This window comes from uncultured Winogradskyella sp., assembly GCF_947498345.1.
Taxonomy (GTDB): domain Bacteria; phylum Bacteroidota; class Bacteroidia; order Flavobacteriales; family Flavobacteriaceae; genus Winogradskyella.
This window is the reverse complement of sequence record NZ_CANMJY010000013.1, coordinates 38,393-56,520: the sequence shown is the minus strand read 5'-3', so window position 1 is coordinate 56,520 and position 18,128 is coordinate 38,393. Positions and strand designations below refer to the sequence as shown.

Genomic DNA, 18,128 nt, shown 5'->3' with positions numbered 1-18,128 from the left:
AAATTCATTGAATACTGATGCCATTTTGAGGTAATTTCTGATTCAAATATTTTAAAATTTGTAGTGCGTTTTTAGTATCCCCATGAACACAAAACGTAGACGCTTTTATACCTACCTCTACTCCATCTATAGACGTTACTTTTTCCTCCTTTATCATTCCTAATACATGCATCAAAACCTTGTCCTTGTCATTTAAAATTGCCTTACCATTTTTTCTTGAAACCAGTGATAAATCATTATTATAATTTCTATCAGCAAAAGCTTCATAAATAACATTAATGTGTTCTTTTAAAGCTAATTCAGCAACAACAGATTGATATGGAGCATAAAGAGTTATAGGCAAAGTTGTACTCTTTATAACTTCGATTATAACTTCTGCAGTCTTTTGGTTTTTAGCAGCTAAGTTATATAATGCACCATGTGGTTTTATATGATGTAATTGAACACGTTCTGCATAAAGCACATTTTGTAAAGCTCTAATTTGAGCTTTTAGGCTAGAATATAAATCCGCAGCGGTTATATCCATTACTATTCTTCCGAAATTTACCTTATCAGGAAATGATGGATGCGCACCAACTTTAATATTATATCTCTTCGCTAATCGTACGACATTTGTCATAGTGCTTATATTGCCAGCATGCCCACCACAAGCTATATTACAAGACGACAAAAATGGCATTAACTCCAATTCGTTATTGAGCCCCTCTCCAACATCTGCATTAATATCTATACAATAGTTTTTCATTAAATGAGATTAAAAACACTTAACACCCCTTTACCTCCAAGGAAGATAGTAATTAGTACAATTATTACTCCTATAATATTCTGAATCATAGAATTTTTATAGTCTCCTAATACCGATGATTTATTCATTACCCAAAGTAAAAAGTATGCAATAATTGGTAATAATAAACCATTAGCTACTTGAGCAAACTTTATAATTTCAATAGATTTTAAGCCAATTGTAGAGGATAAAACACCTAAACCAAGAATAAACATCCAAACCACTCTGAAGCGTGAAGATTTTAGATTAGAATCCCACCCTAAGCATCCACTTGCCACAAAAGCAGCTGCCAATGGTGCAGTTATTGCACTAGTGACACCTGCTGCAAATAAACCAATAGACAAAAAATACTTAGCGTTAACTCCAAACAAAGGTTCTAGTCCTTTTGCCAAATCTGAAGCGTTAGAAATATCTTGAAATGGAACTGCAGAGGCCGAAATAATAATACACATGGAAACTACACCACCTAAAATTACAGCAATAATAGTATCCTTTCTTGCAAAACCTAGATCTTCTTTACTTTTCCATTTAGTCTTAGCTAGTGACGCATGCAAAAAAAGATTATAAGGCACAACAGTAGTACCTATAAGACCAATGATAGTTAAAATACCCTTCTCTGGAAATTGAGGGATAAAGAGACCTTTAGCTATCCCTAAAAGGTTTGGTTTTGTGATAATTGCTGTTACTAAAAAAGCGAAACTCATTAAAATAACCAAGCTTACTAAAAAGCGCTCTAATACTTTGTAATTCCCTATATAAAGAAAAATAAAAGCCACAGTGCCAATAATTAAAGGCATCATTTTCAGGTTAAAGCCACCAATATTAAAAGATGAATTACCAAAAATGGTTTCCATTCCTATAGCTCCTCCGCTAATATTACCTGCTTCGTAAGCGGCATTACCAACAACAATAGCACTGATAATTAAAAACATAGCAAACCGTTTTAAGATAGGATTACCTATCTCTTCTCTTATGACCTCTGCCAATCCTTTTTGAGCAACAACCCCTAAACGCGCAGCCATTTCTTGTAAAACTATGGTCGCCACAACAGACAATAACATTGCCCAGAGCAAGGCATATCCAAAATTAACACCTGCTAATGTACAGACCGTTACAGTGCCTGGACCAATAAAGGCTGCTGCTACCAGAGGTCCTGGACCTATGTTTTTAAAAAAGCTTTTCATTATTTACCCATTGAATTTAAGGCATAAATTGCAAAACTACCTAGCCAATGGCCTCCTTCGTAACTATCTCCAACAATACTTGGTAAGGAATAATTAATATGCTGGTTAGCTATGTTTTTAAGATGATCATATTCTGGTAAACCTTTAGCGATATAGTTTAAACTCCAAGCCCTAGAAAAGTTTACACCATCAAGATGCACCAATTTTCCATCTGTTCTATCTGACACTCTTCCTGTTTCTATATTAAATGTTTTATTCTTTAGTTGGGGCAAAAATTTATCTACCCAAGCTCTAAATTCGGTTTTAGACAATACACGCTTCATCAAACTAGCCTCTTCTAAACAAGGAGATAAAAAATCAAAACCACTAGGCTCCCATCCTAGTGGGCAAGCTTCATCATTTATGTAAAAATCTCTAGCACGTTGCTCAATCAAAGATTGCAATTCTGTATGATTCAATGTCACGGCATAATCGTAAGCAAAACTTAACCCAAATGCCGTATTAGGGTGCTCTCCTACTCGTATTGGATAATTAAGTTTTGGTAAAAATTCTAAATAACGTTGAACTATTAAATTTGTTAATGGTTGTAAGTTGATTTCTACTTTTTTTCCTGTAGCATCATTCCATTTATGCAACTCTTCAGCAAGTTTCAATAACCAAGCCCAACCATAAGTACGTTCATAGGATTTATTATACTCTCCATTAAAATATTCAATCTCTTTTTCAATATTGACTTTAGAAATACTTTCTAACAGCCATTGATTAATTTCTACTCGTTTTTCTAAATCAGGAAACTGACGCATAAGACTCACTAAACTCCAATGCCCATGTACTGCAGAATGCCAATCGAAACAACCATAAAATGATGGATGAAGCACTTTTGGTGATTTTAAATCATCGTCACCTCCCAAAGTTTGTCCAAGTTTATTAGGATACTCAACACCTACACAATTTAATGGTAATTCTACTAAACGATTAGCTTGTTCTAAGTTTAATTTCGGAATTTTAGCTTGCTTAACATCTGTAGTATTAACTTGCTCATTGTTTTTTTCAGAATCCTGACAGCTAAACAATATAAGCAAGATTAAAAAAACATAGTAGTGTTTCATAAGAGTTAATTATTAGTCTAGTAAAAATACGTTAAAATGTAGTTTTATATAACTTTTAAACAGATACACTTGAAATACTCAGAATACTAATTATCTTTAAACTATAATTATCAATTATTTTTAGCTATTAAATTATTAAAATGCCAACTGAAACTAAAAAGAAATGGATTAAGACTTTAAAGTTTTTAGCTGCCTACCTAGTTGCTGCATGGACGTTTTTACAATTTGTGGACTGGGTTTTAAACCGTTACAACATTTCACCACATTGGGTAGATATTTTATTATGGTTCTTTATAGGTATAACACCATCGTTAATGGTTTACTTTTATCACCAAGAACGATTAACCAAACGCATCATAAAACTTAGAGAAAAGATATTTATACCACTTAATGTTATTCTTCTCATTATTGCATTATATTTTGGTTTTGGCAATACTGACCTCGGAGCAACCACTAAAGAGATTAAATATACTGATGAACAAGGGTTAGCACAAAGCGAAACAATTACTAAAGAAGAATTTAGAATTGGCATACCTATTTATGGTTTTAAAAATTTAAATGAAGACAAATCACTAAACTGGTTACGCTATGGTATCGGAAGGTTGTTAGAAGAAGATTTACTTCAAAATAAAAGCCTAAGTCCAGATTTTTCATTCTACACAAATACCTCTACTAAACTCAAAGAGTCCTCCCTTTTTAATGACTTTTACATAGATGGTAGTTATAAAACAGAAAACAATAACTACACTATTACTACTTATAAACGAAAAGCGACCAATGGAAAGGTACTCAAAGAAAAGACATTCTCAGGTGAAGATCTATTACCTCTAATCGACGAGATCACGATGTTTATTACTGAAAATTCCGGGTTTGTAGAAACAAAACAACTACGCTACTTAGATTACCCTATTAATGAATTTATGAGTAATTCACTGGACGCCATAAAAGAATATATTAATGGAAATTATAGTAGAGCTATTGCTATAGACGATAAGTTTGCTTTGGCTTATTTAAACTACGCAAAACAATCATTGCGCTACAGCAGAGGGAAATTAGAAGTGCAAGACTTAACAGACAAAGCATTTGAAAACAGAAACAAACTGCCTTTACAAAAGCAATTAGAAGTGCATATACAGCGTAATTTGGCCTATGAAAATTTTGAAGATGCTGCTGAGCAAGTTAAGCTACAACTTGAAGTTGATCCTCATAACGCTTTTTATAATCAGGTTTTATTTAGCATTTACGGTGAGACAAAACAAACAGACAAGTTTCTCAAATCTTCTGAGCGATTATTTGATATGGATCAAAACCCAGAAACAGGCACCAACTTAGCTATAGCCGCAATGGTTAATGGTAATGATGACATGCTGATTGATGAAATTAAAAAGTATGAAATTATAAGCCCAAACCTGAAGATATTTAGAATACAGCCCTTACTATTTAAAGGGAATATAAAAGAAGCTAAAACACTTTTAAAAGATATACAGACACTCTATCCTGAACATAAAAAAAGAGCGCAAATTTATGATTCTGCTGCTCAATATTTAAAAGATAACGGTTATGATATTTCAAAGTTCAAGAAATTTGAAGGCACTTATCGTTCGAGTTTTAATGAACAAGTCCATACCTATTGGATTGAAAATAACAGGCTCTTACAATACATAAAAAATCAAAGAATGCATGCCTTACTGCCTGGTGGACAGAATTGTGTTGTTTCTGGATTTATAAACAATGAAACCTATAGACACAATTTAGTACTGGATAATTCTAATAAGCCAATTGGAATTCACTTTCAGGAATTTAATTATAACAATAGTATTAATTCTTATTGGTATTGGAAAGAAGATGAAGCTATACTTAAGGCTCATGAAGCTTTTGACAATGGTGATTTTGAAGTGGCAAAAACGCTATATGAAACCGCCCTCGAAGACAACCCTAAACATGCCTATTTATCAAATACCTTAGCACATTTAACTTATTTAGAGCTTTCATCAAAAGAATCTATACAACAACAAAACAAAGGCTTTTCTGGTGATTATGGCCCACGAAAATTTTGGGTAGAAGATGGCAGATTTTTTTACAAACGTAAGGACAATAAAACGGAGTTAGCTAAGGTAGAGTTATTACCTATTTCTGAAAATCGTTATATGGATTTAACCCGTTTAGGTACTATCATGGCATTTGAAAAAGACCCATCTGGCAAAATGGCTTCAAAAAGCTACAGCTATATTGTGGGTAAAGAATTGGTTTTTGAATGGAGACACAACAATGGCAACGAAAACACAAAGAATTATTTCTTAAAGGACGACTAACTACCAACCAATGCTATTTAAAAACTATAACGTAATCCAAATAAGGCTCTAAATTGCGTGTTTGTAAAATTTTGATTGTTATTATCTATTGGTTTTTGAAAATAATTATAACTAGGTTCTAGAAAAAGATTAATAGCTTTAGTTAACTTATATGAAATATTGGAATTTATGGTTGCACCAAAAACCGTCTTGCTAACCTCTAAACTCTCCCCTATTTGTTGATCATTTAGATAAGCTATGTTATTAGTTAAAAAGTTAACATTCCCTCCCAGACCAAGAGATATATTATATTTTAACTCATTTAACAGGCTATATGAAACCTCTAATGGTAATTGAATATAATCGAGTTGTTGTTGTAATGCTCCCTTATTAATATCTAATTGAGAGGCTGAAGCATCATTAAAAAATTCTTGAGATCCCAAAAACAATATACTCTGATTATTTATAATGTTTTGACTATTTATAATACTCTGAGGAATATTATCCAATTCTGTTGTATTTAAATTTATGTACGAAACATCGTTTATTTTTTGACCCAATATATTCTTACCTATACCAGACTTTATAGTGAGTCTATCTGAAATCGCATAGCCGATTTTTAAAGTATACACAAAGTCATTCTGAGCTGTAGTATTGAAAGATGCGTCCTGGATAGACGATTCGGAAACTGTATTAGATAAACCACCCAAAACCTCAACAGACCATTTAGTATTATTAGTCTCCAGAAGTAAACTATCGCTAGAGTCTTCTTCTAAGGCTAAAAGTTCCTCGGTTAAGTCAAATATCGGAGTATTTTTAAACTGGTTTATTTCATTAATAATTGCTGTTGCTTTTTCGTTTTTAAAACTAATTATACCTTTATTTTTTAGCTGTAATACTTTTATATTTTCTTTATTGATTAGACTGCTATTTTCTTTATTAAAAGTTAGTTTATAACTATTATTTAGGTTTTTTTCTTCTTTTCTTTGGAGTGTATTTTGAGTTATAGAGTTATTTTTATCATTTTTCTTTAAAATTTCGTTTTCATCCGATAACTTATTTTTACTTACCACTTTTTGTAATGATCTTGTTGCATTATCATACAAATTACTTAAGGTATCTTCGACAATATTAACATCACTATCTGTATTGGTGATTTTCATCTCTGGCTTAACAATTGTGTCGTTATCTATACGACTTTCTTTATCGGAAATTTCATATTGGGGTTCATCATTTGACTCTAATGAACTGCCTATGATATAGCCAAAGAAAACTAATAAAACAGCTGCAACTGAGGTTAAAAAGAATAGGAACCCTCTTCGTTTTTTCTTTTTTGAGATAAGTTGTGACTCTATATTCTCCCACAATTCAGTAGGTGGCGCTTTCGCATAACCCTCTAACTCGCTATATATATCTTCAATTCTGTCCTTATTCATGACACTTTTTTGTTTAATTCTTCATTAATTCTTGATCTTAATACACCTTTAGCTCTACTTAATAAAGACTTTGACGTTCCAACAGCCACATTAAGTTTGCTCGCAATTGTTTTGTGGTCATAACCTTCAAAAACATATAGATTAAAAACCATCCGATAATTATCTGGTAATTGTTGTATATGCTTTAACAGTTTATCTTGCGGTATAACTAAACTATGCTCCTCGCTATTCTCCTCAATACTATCGATTATGTCAAACTCTTCAATTGCTATGTGCAGACGGCGCTGTTTGTTTCGTAAAACCACTAAAGCTTCGTTCACAAAAATGCGCTTTACCCATCCTTCAAAACTCCCCTTATATTTATATTGATTGATTTTTTGAAACAGTGTGATAAAAGCATCTTGAAATACATCATCAGCCTCGGTTTTATTTTTCATATACTTGAGACAAATACCATATAGTACAGGAGAAAGCAACGCATATAATTCACGTTGCCCTTCCCTATCCTTCTTTACACATTTTTGTATGAGTGCTCGTAGCTGTTTATCCAAACTTATACAGATCTGTATGTTTAAATTACTAAATAATCATATAACTAGGTTATGTTTGCCAAAATGAGATAAAGTGCATTATCCTAAAATTGAATTGTACTCATTAACTCTAATTCAAAATCATTAGCGTAATTATATTGGTAAATTACATTTTCTCCCACAGCAATTAAATGCGATGATAATGGGATAATATCTTTTGAGACCACATTATATGTGTTTTCTAATATGATGTCATTAGGATTTTCTGCATCAAACACATTAACACCTTCATCATTGCACACATATAGGACTTTATCTTTAATTCCCAAACCGTAAGGGCTGGATATAAAGTATGTAGAATGCTCCACAGGTAAACTAATGTCAGACACGTCTATTACATTAATTTGATCTTCTATCGCTCCACAAAAATTCCCGCCTCTTACAGTAATATATGCGGTATCATCTTCTACTACAACAGGATCACAACCTGTAGCATGAGAGAATGAAGATATGTATTGAGGAGTAAACCGATCTTCTAAATTAACAATATGCATACCATTTGTTGCACCAACAAATAAAACTTCCTTTAGAATAAATGTGGTCTCTAACACACCATTAAACCAACCTCCCATCCAAACTTCTGAAGTTAATGAAATGGAATTGTAATTTGTAATATTATAAGCATACAATTTGTAATTGTCTATTGTATATAAGGCGTTATCTAGAATTTGAAATTTAGCATAAGATCCACCTGTACCTACATTATTTACAGCAAAAGCCCCATCAAAGACTTCAAAAACATCAATAGAAGTCCAATTATAGATGTTAGGGTTATTGTCTGCTTCTGCTCTTTCCATCTGCACTGTTGTATACGTTGCGATAAATTCATCGTCATTGATTGGCATAATATCTGACTGAAAATACATAACATCTGAAGGAAAGGAAGCATAATACGACAACATATCTTCTTCAACATTTACAAGCTCAATATTTGCTATATTACTGATATTAAACACTACTAAATCCATAAAATTATCAGCATAAAGAATGTTATTCTTTACAGAAATATCATGTACACCTTCTAGTTGAATAAAGGCAATATTTTGAGGGTTATAAGGGTCTTGATTATCGAAAATGTGTATTCCAGAATTTTGAGCTATGTAAAAAAGAAGATTATCGTACACATATATCTTACCATCAGAATTGGTAGGTTTAGCACTTGTTACAGTAATTGAACTTCTAATTTCAGATTTAGACTTTATCACCGGAACTGTTACTGCTACAGCATCTTGTAATTCTAACGCATCGTCATCGCTATTACAATTTATAAGCTGTAGGCAGGTTAATATAACTAATACGAAGGGTAAAATTTTTGATTTCATCTATTCAAATTTTATGGTTTTATTAATAAGATGAAAAAAACAAAAAAGGTTGCAGTGATTTTTAAAAAAATGAGCTTATCCCAACCAGCCTTCTCTATCTAAACTTCGGTATTGAATAGCTTCGCTAATATGGTTTCCTAAAACCTGTTCAGAATTTTCTAAGTCAGCGATAGTTCTAGATACTTTTAAAATACGATCATAAGCTCTAGCTGATAGATTTAAACGCTCCATAGCCGACTTCAACAATTGCATAGATACATCATCTAGTTTACAATATTCACGAATCTGTTTTGTACTCATCTGTGCATTATAGTGTACATTCTCTAAAGCCCTAAAGCGCTTGGTTTGCTTTTGTCTGGCTTTGGTAACGCGCTTTCTTATTTCTACCGAAGATTCTCCCTTTCTATCGTCTGAGAGTTTTTCAAAAGGTACAGGTGTAACCTCGATATGAATATCAATTCTATCTAACAAAGGTCCTGATATCTTTCCCATATAACGTTGCATTTCTGCAGGTGATGATGTAATTGGTGCATCAGGATCGTTAAAGTAACCACCAGGACTTGGGTTCATACTTGCCACCAACATAAATGAGCTTGGATAAGTAACTGTAAATTTAGCTCTGGATATAGTAACTTCTCTGTCTTCTAATGGTTGCCGCATTACCTCTAATACTTCGCGCTTAAATTCGGGTAACTCATCTAAGAACAACACTCCGTTATGCGATAAAGAGATTTCACCTGGCTGAGGATAACTGCCTCCTCCTACCAGAGCTACATTACTTATGGTATGGTGCGGACTACGAAAAGGGCGTTGTGCCATAAGTCCGGCATGGGCTTTTACACGACCGACCACCGAATGTATTTTTGTGGTTTCTAAAGCCTCATGCAAAGTCATTGGAGGTAATATACTTGGTAAGCGCTTAGCCAGCATAGTTTTACCAGAACCTGGAGGGCCAATTAAAATAATATTATGCCCACCTGCTGCTGCAATTTCCATACAGCGTTTTATACTTTCCTGACCTTTAACATCTGCAAAATCAAATTCAGGAAAATCAAGATTTTTATAAAATTCTTCTCTGGTATTTATAATGGTTTGATCTAAAGTTTCTCCTTTATCAAAATGGTTAATAACCTGAGTAATATTATCTACACCATATACTTTTAGATCATCTACAATAGCAGCTTCTTTTGCATTCTGACTTGGTAGAATAAAACCTTTGAACCCTTCTTCTCTGGCTTTTACAGCAATTGGCAATGCACCTTTTATGGGTTGAAGTGAACCGTCTAACGAAAGCTCTCCCATGATTAAATAGTCTTCTATATTTTCTACTTTAATTTGTCCTGAAGCCGCGAGAATCCCTATAGCTAAAGTTAGGTCATAAGCTGAACCTTCCTTACGCAAATCAGCTGGCGCCATGTTAATTGTAATCTTCTTTCCTGGAATTCTATAAGCATTGTTTTGAAGTGCTGCTGCAATACGATAATTACTTTCTTTAATCGCATTATCAGGTAATCCTACTAAGTGGTATCCAATACCTTTATCTACATTAACCTCAACAGTTATAGTAGAAGCTTCTACACCAAAAACGGCACTAGCAAATACTTTTTTAAGCATATCATTATATTTGAAATAAATGTAGGAAAATACTTTATAATAAAAAACCTTTCAAAATATAATCTTGAAAGGTTTTCTTTTTTAAAAATAAAAGGTTGTACTATTTTTTAATAGTGAATCAATTTTTTATGAATTTTTTGGTGGACTTTAATTTACCAGACCGAATCTCTAAAAAGTAAATGCCTTTTGATAAATTAGAAACGTCTAAATTATAGTCAGTAACAGAAAGCTGTACTGAATTTAGTTGTCTACCATTAATATCAGTTATTGTTAATCTATCAATAATTCGATTAGAGGAAACCTCTAATTTATTTTTTGCTGGATTAGGGTATATTCTCACTTCTTCTTTATCAAACTCATTTACATCTAATGTTTCAATGATTTCAGTATTAACAGTATTGGTAATAATTGGTGGGTTAAAATCAAAATATATATCCGCTACACCACTAAAAATATCTCCTATAACCACATTACTTTTTGGTTTTATCTTGTAAGCAATATAACCATGAGAGTCTGGCTCGTTAGATGTACTATCGGGTAAATGTATATCATCAAATATAAAATTAATCATAGACCCATTGATTATTTCAGCACGTCCATTATGACTTAGACTTTGCAACCTCATCGTCTGCCAGTCTAGTTTATCGTCTAATTGATGCTCTACATTAATGTTTATAGCACTTGCTGTACCAGTATTTTGAAAACGAATTAGGTAATGCAAATATTCGTCAGCATCATCTATGAATATTTCTTCTCCTTCTAAAACCGTAATATCGTTAGGGTCATAAGAATTTACTAAAAACTGTTTAAACCCATGAGAATTATTTGAAGGTGTTGCATCATTTTCGCTAACACCAGCTATAAATGAAAATATAGTTAGTTCATCTCCACCAACTGCAATAGGAGGAGGTTCCACAATCATATTTATATCTATAAATCTAGTTTCAAAAGGATCTAAGTTAAAATATTGAAATTGAATTTCGCCAAAAGTAGTATTAAAAACTGGCTCTGAAGCACTAACAAAATTTAAAAGCGCATCTGTAAACTCAAATCTTATTATACCACTTTCTATTTGAGCTCCAGAATTTGTATATATAATCCTATAACTGGTTTCAAAACCTGGTCTGGCCTCTTCTGAGGTAGGAAAAACAGCTACTTCGAGATCATTAATGATTCCATTAGCTTCTACACAAAAGTCTTGTGTTATACTAGTGTTTAAATCATTTAAGTCTAAACTTACAGAAGTTGGGCCGACTGTTAATAAGTCTTGGAATTGGTGAGTTACAGTTGTATCAAAAATTCCTGGTTCTTCGATAAAAAGCTGATAAATACCATTAAACCCCGTAAAGGTTCCATATTGATTTACGCCATTATCAGCAATAACTAAATGATTAGAAAAAGGAGCATCACCTTCATTACAACCATCATTATCTAGATCTAAAAGTAAAGTTCCATTAATTTCATTACTGCTTAAACCAAGATTTTCTAGCCACATCAATTGAAAGTCTCCTGTTGCCATTATTAGGTCTAATGACCCATTGTCATCAATATCTAATGCATCAACATGTTTTAATACTCCTATATTACTAGCTATTTCTATTGCTGGTCCGAAATTAAGATTACCAAAATTTTCGAACCATACAACTTGATTGTCATTTGACCCAAAATATGTTGAAGATACAATATCTAAATCACGATCGTTGTCCATATCTATAGCATATAAACCTCTTATAAAATTAGCACTAGAGGAAACAGCCACTACTTTAGAACCAAATGTACCCTGATTATCTATAGCAAGCATATATGCGATCTCAGAATTATTATCTCTATATAATATATCTTTTAAACCATCATTATTAATATCTACAATGTATAGCAAATATGGGTTCGAAGCTTCACCTGAAATGACTTGCCCTAGCGTATAAGTGCCTTGTCCATCTGAATTAGTATAAATAGAAAAATCACCATTAGAATGGCTTATAAATATATCTTTATCCCCATCATTATCAATATCTTCAAGTTTCACATCTAAAGGATTAGATGCCATATTATTAACTATAACTTCAGTATCACCAAAAGTGCCATCTCCGTTATTTATTTTTCTGTACAAGTTATTATCGTCAATAATTCCTATTAAATCAGCATCGTAATCACCATCAATATCTTCAACAATTAAATGATCTAAGCGACCATCATCATCTAAAATTATTTGCTCACTAAAATTAGCATTACCGTCATTAAGGTATACCGTAATTCTACTTGGCTCATAAAAAATATGCAAATGACCAAGCGCAATAATATCCATGTCTCCATCTAAATCTATATCTTTACTAAATACTTCTCTAACCACATTAAGAGTGTTATTAATGATAATTTGCTTGTCTGTAAACTCTCCTAAACCATTAACATTTTTATACCATGCAATTTTACCGTCAAATTCTGAGCTAGAAATTAAATCGAAGTCACCATCATGATCTAAATCCGCTTTCACAAAATTATTTATACCATAAACAAAAGACGATACGCTATTCTGACCACCAAAATCACCTAAGCCAGCTAAATTTTTATGCCAGCTAATTTGAGATTCATCTGAGGATGAAGTAACAACATCAATATTATTATCATTATTTATATCAGCCGCATAAAGATATTTATCAGAATAGTATACAGATTCTACAATAACTTGCTCTGTACCAAAAATAGCAGATCCCAAATTCTTATACCAAGATACTTTTTTGTTTAGCGAATTATTAAATAATATATCTAATCTATCATCATCATCAATATCTGTGAGTATAATATCATTATAGGCATATGCATTTACAGCTTCAATGTCTTCGAGATTTATCAAGATTTCTTTAGAAGCAAAATTGCCTGAAGAATTTGTGTTTTCGAACCATTCAATTCTAATATCAGTATTGTTCAAATAAACGCTTAGGAGATCATTATCATTATCACCATCAATATCTCCAGAAATTATTTGTCTTCCGTAAGCAGTAGCATCTAAATTTTGCACTAAAGAGACACTCCCATCTATATTATGTTCGTAATAATCAATATTACTACTAGCATCAACGATTACATCTTTAAGATTATCCCCATTGAAATCTTTAATTCAATATCTCTAGGACCGTCACTATTATTATGATTTATACTAATAAGTAAATGATTTACAAAGGTGCCTTCCCCATCTGTATTTTCGTACCAACCAATACCATCTATATCTGAATAAACAATATCAATATCTCCATCACTTTCCATATCAACAAGTTTCACTTGAAGATTTAGATATGAATTAGTAGAAGATATAGATTTAATAACTTGTGGTAAACTAAAGGCACCCATACCATCCAAATTCTCTACCCAAACTAATGGTGTATTATCTACCCCATTAAAAAAAACGATATCAACATCATTATCCCCATCGATATCAGCAATATCCATATCGAACCAGGCTCCATTAAAACTAAAATCTACAATACTAATTGCATCCCCATAATTACCCAAACCATCAATGTTTTTATACCAAAGAATATTATTACCCAATGACACTACATCCTTATAATTATCCCCATCTATATCTGCTACCATAACTTTCCTGGGGTTCTGTTGAGCAAAAGTTTCGTCTATGATAATATTTTGAGTAAAATCGAATTGGGCATATATATTGCTTAAAAAGAGTATAAAGCAATAAAAAAGCATATAACTTTTTCGCATAACTGATGATATATAATTCTTAAATTATAATGGAATATCAAAACTATGTAATTATAAATTGGCAACAAACTCCAAAGCACGCCGTTCGTTATAATAAATATTTCGTTTATCGATAAAACCAACGTGTCCTCCGTACTTGGGCATTTCTAAATACAAATATGGATTTTGCTTGGCTTCTTTTACAGGATAGCAGCTAGCTGATAAAAAGGAATCATTAAGGGCGTTGATGATTAAGCTAGGCACTTTTATATTCGGCAAAAACTGTAAGCTACTAGCTTGCTCATAATAATCAAACGCATCCTTAAAACCATGTGCTTTAGAAGTGTACATATGGTCAAAATCAATTAAACTTTTAATAGAGTTAAAATCCGTAATAGATATGTTATCAGGAAATTGTATTAATTTAGGTTTTAACTTATCTTTTAGATGTTGCAAAAACCGAATGGCGTAATGCTTGTTCTTAATACTGAGTAATTCATCACATGAGGTTTTTAAATCGCATGGTGAAGAAACAGCAATGACTGCTTTTATTTCCTTTGGTACATCGTTTCGTTCTCCAACATACTTCAGAGCCATATTAGCACCCAAACTAATACCTTTGATATAAATGTCATTATATTCAAACTTATTTAAAATATGGTTTACAACAGCCTCTAAGTCTTCCGTAGCACCAGAATGATAGCTGCGATACAAAAGGTTTGGTTCACCACTACAGCCTCTAAAGTTAACAGCACAGGCATCAATACCATTGTCGTTAAACAGCTTTGCTGTGCCTGTAATATAAGGACGTTGTGCATGGCCTTCTAAACCATGTAACAGAATGATGACTTTATTAGACTTTTTTTCAGCATAGCTCCAATCTAAATCCAAAAAATCATTGTCTGGTAATGTAATGCGCGCTCTGGTCTGCTTTAATCCATTAACTTTTCTTGCTAATCCGGAAAAAACCGTAGACACAAAACTTTTTTTAGCCCAAAATGGTGGTTTATAGGAAGGCTCTATTATTGGCATAATTGATTAAACTTCTACTGATGTAAACTGAAACTTTTGACCATTAAACAAGCCTTTATCACTTAGCTTTAATGATGGAATTACCAATAAGGCCATAAATGACAAACTCATATATGGAGCATGTAGTTTACTACCCAATTCTTTTGCCATTTGATCCAATTCAGAATATTGCTTACCTATTGTTTCAGCATCTTTATCACTCATTATTCCTGCAACTGGTAATGCCACTACATTTTCTTTTGTTTTACTCACAGCACATATACCACCTTCATTTTCAATTAAAAGATTAACCGCCTTGCAGATTGCTTCATCCGAAACTCCGACAGCAATAATATTATGAGAATCATGACCAACAGAAGAGGCTATTGCGCCTTCTTTTAATCCAAAATTCTTTATAAAAGCTATGGATGACTTTGCATTTTTATACCGATTAACAACAACCATTTTTAGCACATCTGTTACTGTATTAGAAATTAGGTTACCGTCCTTAATTGTAGCATTTTCAATAATTTCATTCGTAACCAATTCTCCATCTAAACATTCAATAACTCTAATCTGTTTTGTATTAGATTCTAATCTAAAATCCGAAACCTCTTTTTTAGTTGTGTTGAAGTTATTTAAGTTTTTAAACTCTACGTCCTTAATTTTAGAAATTCCATTATCGTAGACCAACTCTCCATCAATGTAGGTTTGAAGCGTTTTAAAATCTTTTAAATCCTCTACCACGATGCAATCTGCAGTATCCCCTACTTTTAGTAAACCAACATCCAAATTATAATGCCTAACGGGATTAACACAAGCTGCTTGTAAAACTTTAAACACATCTATCCCTTTAGCTACAGCTCTAGTACAAAGTTGGTTAATATGTCCTAATAATAAATCATCAGGATGTTTATCATCTGAGCAAAACATCATATGTTCATAATGTGTATTCAATAAGTCTATTAACGCTTCAAAGTTCTTTGCTGCACTACCTTCTCGTATAATAACTTTCATGCCTTTTTGAAGTTTTTCTAAACCTTCTTCGTATGTGAAGCATTCGTGATCCGTAGAAATCCCAGCAGAAATATATTTGGTTAAATCATCACCTCTTAATCCTGGTGCATGACCATCAACAGGTTTATTATAATGTTTTGCCCATTCAATTTTTTTAAGTACCTCAGCATCGTTATAAATGACTCCTGGATAATTCATCATTTCTGCCAAATACTTAATATCTGGATTTGCCATTAAGGTTTTTATAGCATCAGCATCAATAACAGCACCTGCAGATTCAAAGCTTGTCGCTGGCACACATGAAGGTGCTCCAAAGTTGAACTTAAAAGGTGTATTTTTGCCATTTTCTATCATAAATTTCACACCTTCTACACCAAGGACATTGGCAATTTCGTGAGGATCTGAAACCGTAGCTACAGTACCATGCTTTACTGCTATTTTAGCAAATTCACTTGGCACTAACATCGAGCTTTCAATATGAATATGCGCGTCAACAAAACCCGGAAGGATATAATGATTTTCCTTACAGTCTTTTTTGTTGACACTTTTTATTTTACCATCTTCAATAGTAATTTCTCCTTTGAAGATTTTACGGTTTGGTATATCTATTATGTTTCCTCTTAATTTCAAATCTCTATACTATTAAAATTCTATGTATTAATGTAATACGTTTAGTATACTATTTCAATTCTATCTTTAAAACTTGTTTAGTAGCATCGGTTACTTTAAATCGGTTATCAGCTCTCATACCAACAATCCAAACCACTTCATTATTTGACATTAAAACCCAAGTATCTTCCTTTTCTACCAAGGATAATTTTTCGTCTTTTAGGTATTTACTAATCTTCTTTTTTCCTTTCAATCCTAATGGGTAAAACATATCCCCTTGTTTCCATAGTCTAAGTTCTAAAGGAAAGTTTAGCTTTTCAGAATCAACATAAATAGTTGTTGTTAAATTTTGTTTTGCTGCATCAACTTCGTCAAAAAGCAAAATTCCTATAGGTGTTTTAATTTCGCTATTTACGTTATCTACTAAATAAGACACTTCGTTTTGTTCTGAATGAGAGTCTGTCAATATCAAAAACTCACGATGCTTTATTAAGCGATGTGCATTAGATTTAACATATTTACCTGTTTCCGCATCTAATAAATCAGTTACATCATTCCATTCAGTAAAGCCATAACTCTTAAACATTTCAAAGAGGTAAGCTTTTGGATTATTAACCTTTTTAAATTCTGAAATTTTATACATTTCTGTCTTATTGTTGCCCTTTACTATAGCTCTTTCAGTAAATACATTAAGACTTTCTTCTACAATATCTGCGGTATCATTTAGGTTATCTAAAGTGTTCTGAAAACTATTTAGTAACTCTGGATTTATGTCTTTGAGAATTGGCACAACCTCATGGCGTAGTTTGTTTCTAAGATATTTTCGGGACGCATTACTACTATCTTCTCTCCACACAATACAGTTTTCTTTAGCATAATCTTCAATCTGTTCTCTGGAAAATTTCAGTAACGGCCTCACAATGTTACCATTAATTTCAGGAATTCCTGTTAAACCATTTAAACCTGTTCCCCTTGTAAAGTTGATTAAAAAGGTTTCTAGATTGTCATCGGCATGATGCGCAGTAAGAATGTAGTCAAATTGTAATTGCTTAGCTAATTCATTAAACCAATTATAGCGCAACTCTCTTGCTGCCATTTGAATAGAACGCTTATTTTGGTCTGCATAAGCTTTAGTATCAAAATTCTGAATAAAAACTTCTACATCTAACCGCTCTCCTAAGTCTAAGACAAAATCCTCATCAGCATTACTTTCATCTCCTCGCAAATTAAAATTACAATGTGCTAGTGAGAAATTAAGCTTTAACGCTTTACATAGATATGCCAGAACCACACTATCTACACCACCAGAAATGGCAATAACAAGCTTAGCGTGTTCCAAGTACGCAAAATGTGATTTTAATTGTTCTTTAAAAGCGTATAACATCTGGTAAATATACAATATTGATAAAGGCATACCAGCTGAATTTGAGGCAAAATGATAATTATCATAAAATTTCACTATCAA

General features: G+C 32.5%; 13 protein-coding genes. 1 reads left to right on the top strand and 12 read right to left on the bottom strand.

The window, feature by feature from the left end:
* Positions 1-4: 4 nt before the first annotated feature.
* From pxpA to Q0912_RS15635, 3 genes are read right to left on the bottom strand one after another with little or no spacing between them, the layout of a single operon-like run.
* Complete coding sequence (gene pxpA, locus Q0912_RS15645; RefSeq protein ID WP_299116828.1) at positions 5-745, bottom strand: 5-oxoprolinase subunit PxpA; 741 nt, start codon at positions 743-745, stop codon at positions 5-7.
* The gene (locus tag Q0912_RS15640; protein WP_299116986.1) at positions 745-1,971 is read right to left on the bottom strand and encodes an Nramp family divalent metal transporter; all 1,227 of its coding nucleotides are present in this window, start codon (positions 1,969-1,971) and stop codon (positions 745-747) included. The genes pxpA and Q0912_RS15640 overlap by 1 nt, the downstream gene beginning before the upstream one ends.
* Entirely contained in the window at positions 1,968-3,077 is a 1,110-nt protein-coding gene (locus Q0912_RS15635; protein ID WP_299116826.1) for a DUF2891 domain-containing protein, read from the bottom strand. Before Q0912_RS15635 ends, Q0912_RS15640 begins: the two co-directional genes overlap by 4 nt.
* Before the next feature lie 140 nt (positions 3,078-3,217).
* On the opposite strand from Q0912_RS15635, the gene Q0912_RS15630 reads away from it, so the two are divergent.
* Positions 3,218-5,389, top strand: a complete 2,172-nt coding sequence (locus Q0912_RS15630) for a hypothetical protein (protein ID WP_299116824.1) — start codon at positions 3,218-3,220, stop codon at positions 5,387-5,389.
* Positions 5,390-5,406: 17 nt separating this feature from the next.
* Here the strand turns inward: Q0912_RS15630 and Q0912_RS15625 are convergent, their stop codons facing one another.
* From Q0912_RS15625 to tilS, 9 genes are all read right to left on the bottom strand, one after another.
* Positions 5,407-6,804 (bottom strand): hypothetical protein, encoded by a 1,398-nt coding sequence (locus tag Q0912_RS15625; protein ID WP_299116822.1) that lies wholly within the window; start codon positions 6,802-6,804, stop codon positions 5,407-5,409.
* A complete protein-coding gene (locus Q0912_RS15620) occupies positions 6,801-7,355 on the bottom strand; it encodes an RNA polymerase sigma factor (RefSeq protein ID WP_299116820.1) in 555 nt (184 codons plus the stop codon). The genes Q0912_RS15625 and Q0912_RS15620 overlap by 4 nt, the downstream gene beginning before the upstream one ends.
* 83 nt (positions 7,356-7,438) lie before the next feature.
* Positions 7,439-8,716 carry a hypothetical protein gene (locus Q0912_RS15615; RefSeq protein ID WP_299116818.1) on the bottom strand — a complete coding sequence of 426 codons (1,278 nt, stop codon included), beginning with the start codon at positions 8,714-8,716 and terminating at the stop codon, positions 7,439-7,441.
* A gap of 75 nt (positions 8,717-8,791) precedes the next feature.
* A complete protein-coding gene (locus tag Q0912_RS15610; protein ID WP_299116816.1) occupies positions 8,792-10,330 on the bottom strand; it encodes a YifB family Mg chelatase-like AAA ATPase in 1,539 nt (512 codons plus the stop codon).
* A 118-nt stretch (positions 10,331-10,448) separates the two neighbouring features.
* Positions 10,449-13,346 carry a T9SS type A sorting domain-containing protein gene (locus tag Q0912_RS15605; protein ID WP_299116814.1) on the bottom strand — a complete coding sequence of 966 codons (2,898 nt, stop codon included), beginning with the start codon at positions 13,344-13,346 and terminating at the stop codon, positions 10,449-10,451.
* Between the two features lie 62 nt (positions 13,347-13,408).
* A complete protein-coding gene (locus Q0912_RS15600) occupies positions 13,409-14,047 on the bottom strand; it encodes a VCBS repeat-containing protein (RefSeq protein ID WP_299116812.1) in 639 nt (212 codons plus the stop codon).
* 51 nt (positions 14,048-14,098) lie between these two features.
* Positions 14,099-15,058 (bottom strand): alpha/beta fold hydrolase, encoded by a 960-nt coding sequence (locus tag Q0912_RS15595; protein WP_299116809.1) that lies wholly within the window; start codon positions 15,056-15,058, stop codon positions 14,099-14,101.
* 6 nt (positions 15,059-15,064) lie between these two features.
* Entirely contained in the window at positions 15,065-16,684 is a 1,620-nt protein-coding gene (ade, locus tag Q0912_RS15590) for an adenine deaminase (RefSeq protein WP_299116807.1), read from the bottom strand.
* A 49-nt stretch (positions 16,685-16,733) separates the two neighbouring features.
* Positions 16,734-18,122: a tRNA lysidine(34) synthetase TilS gene (gene tilS / locus Q0912_RS15585; protein ID WP_366125139.1), complete on the bottom strand. Its 1,389-nt coding sequence runs from the start codon at positions 18,120-18,122 to the stop codon at positions 16,734-16,736.
* Positions 18,123-18,128: the final 6 nt, after the last annotated feature.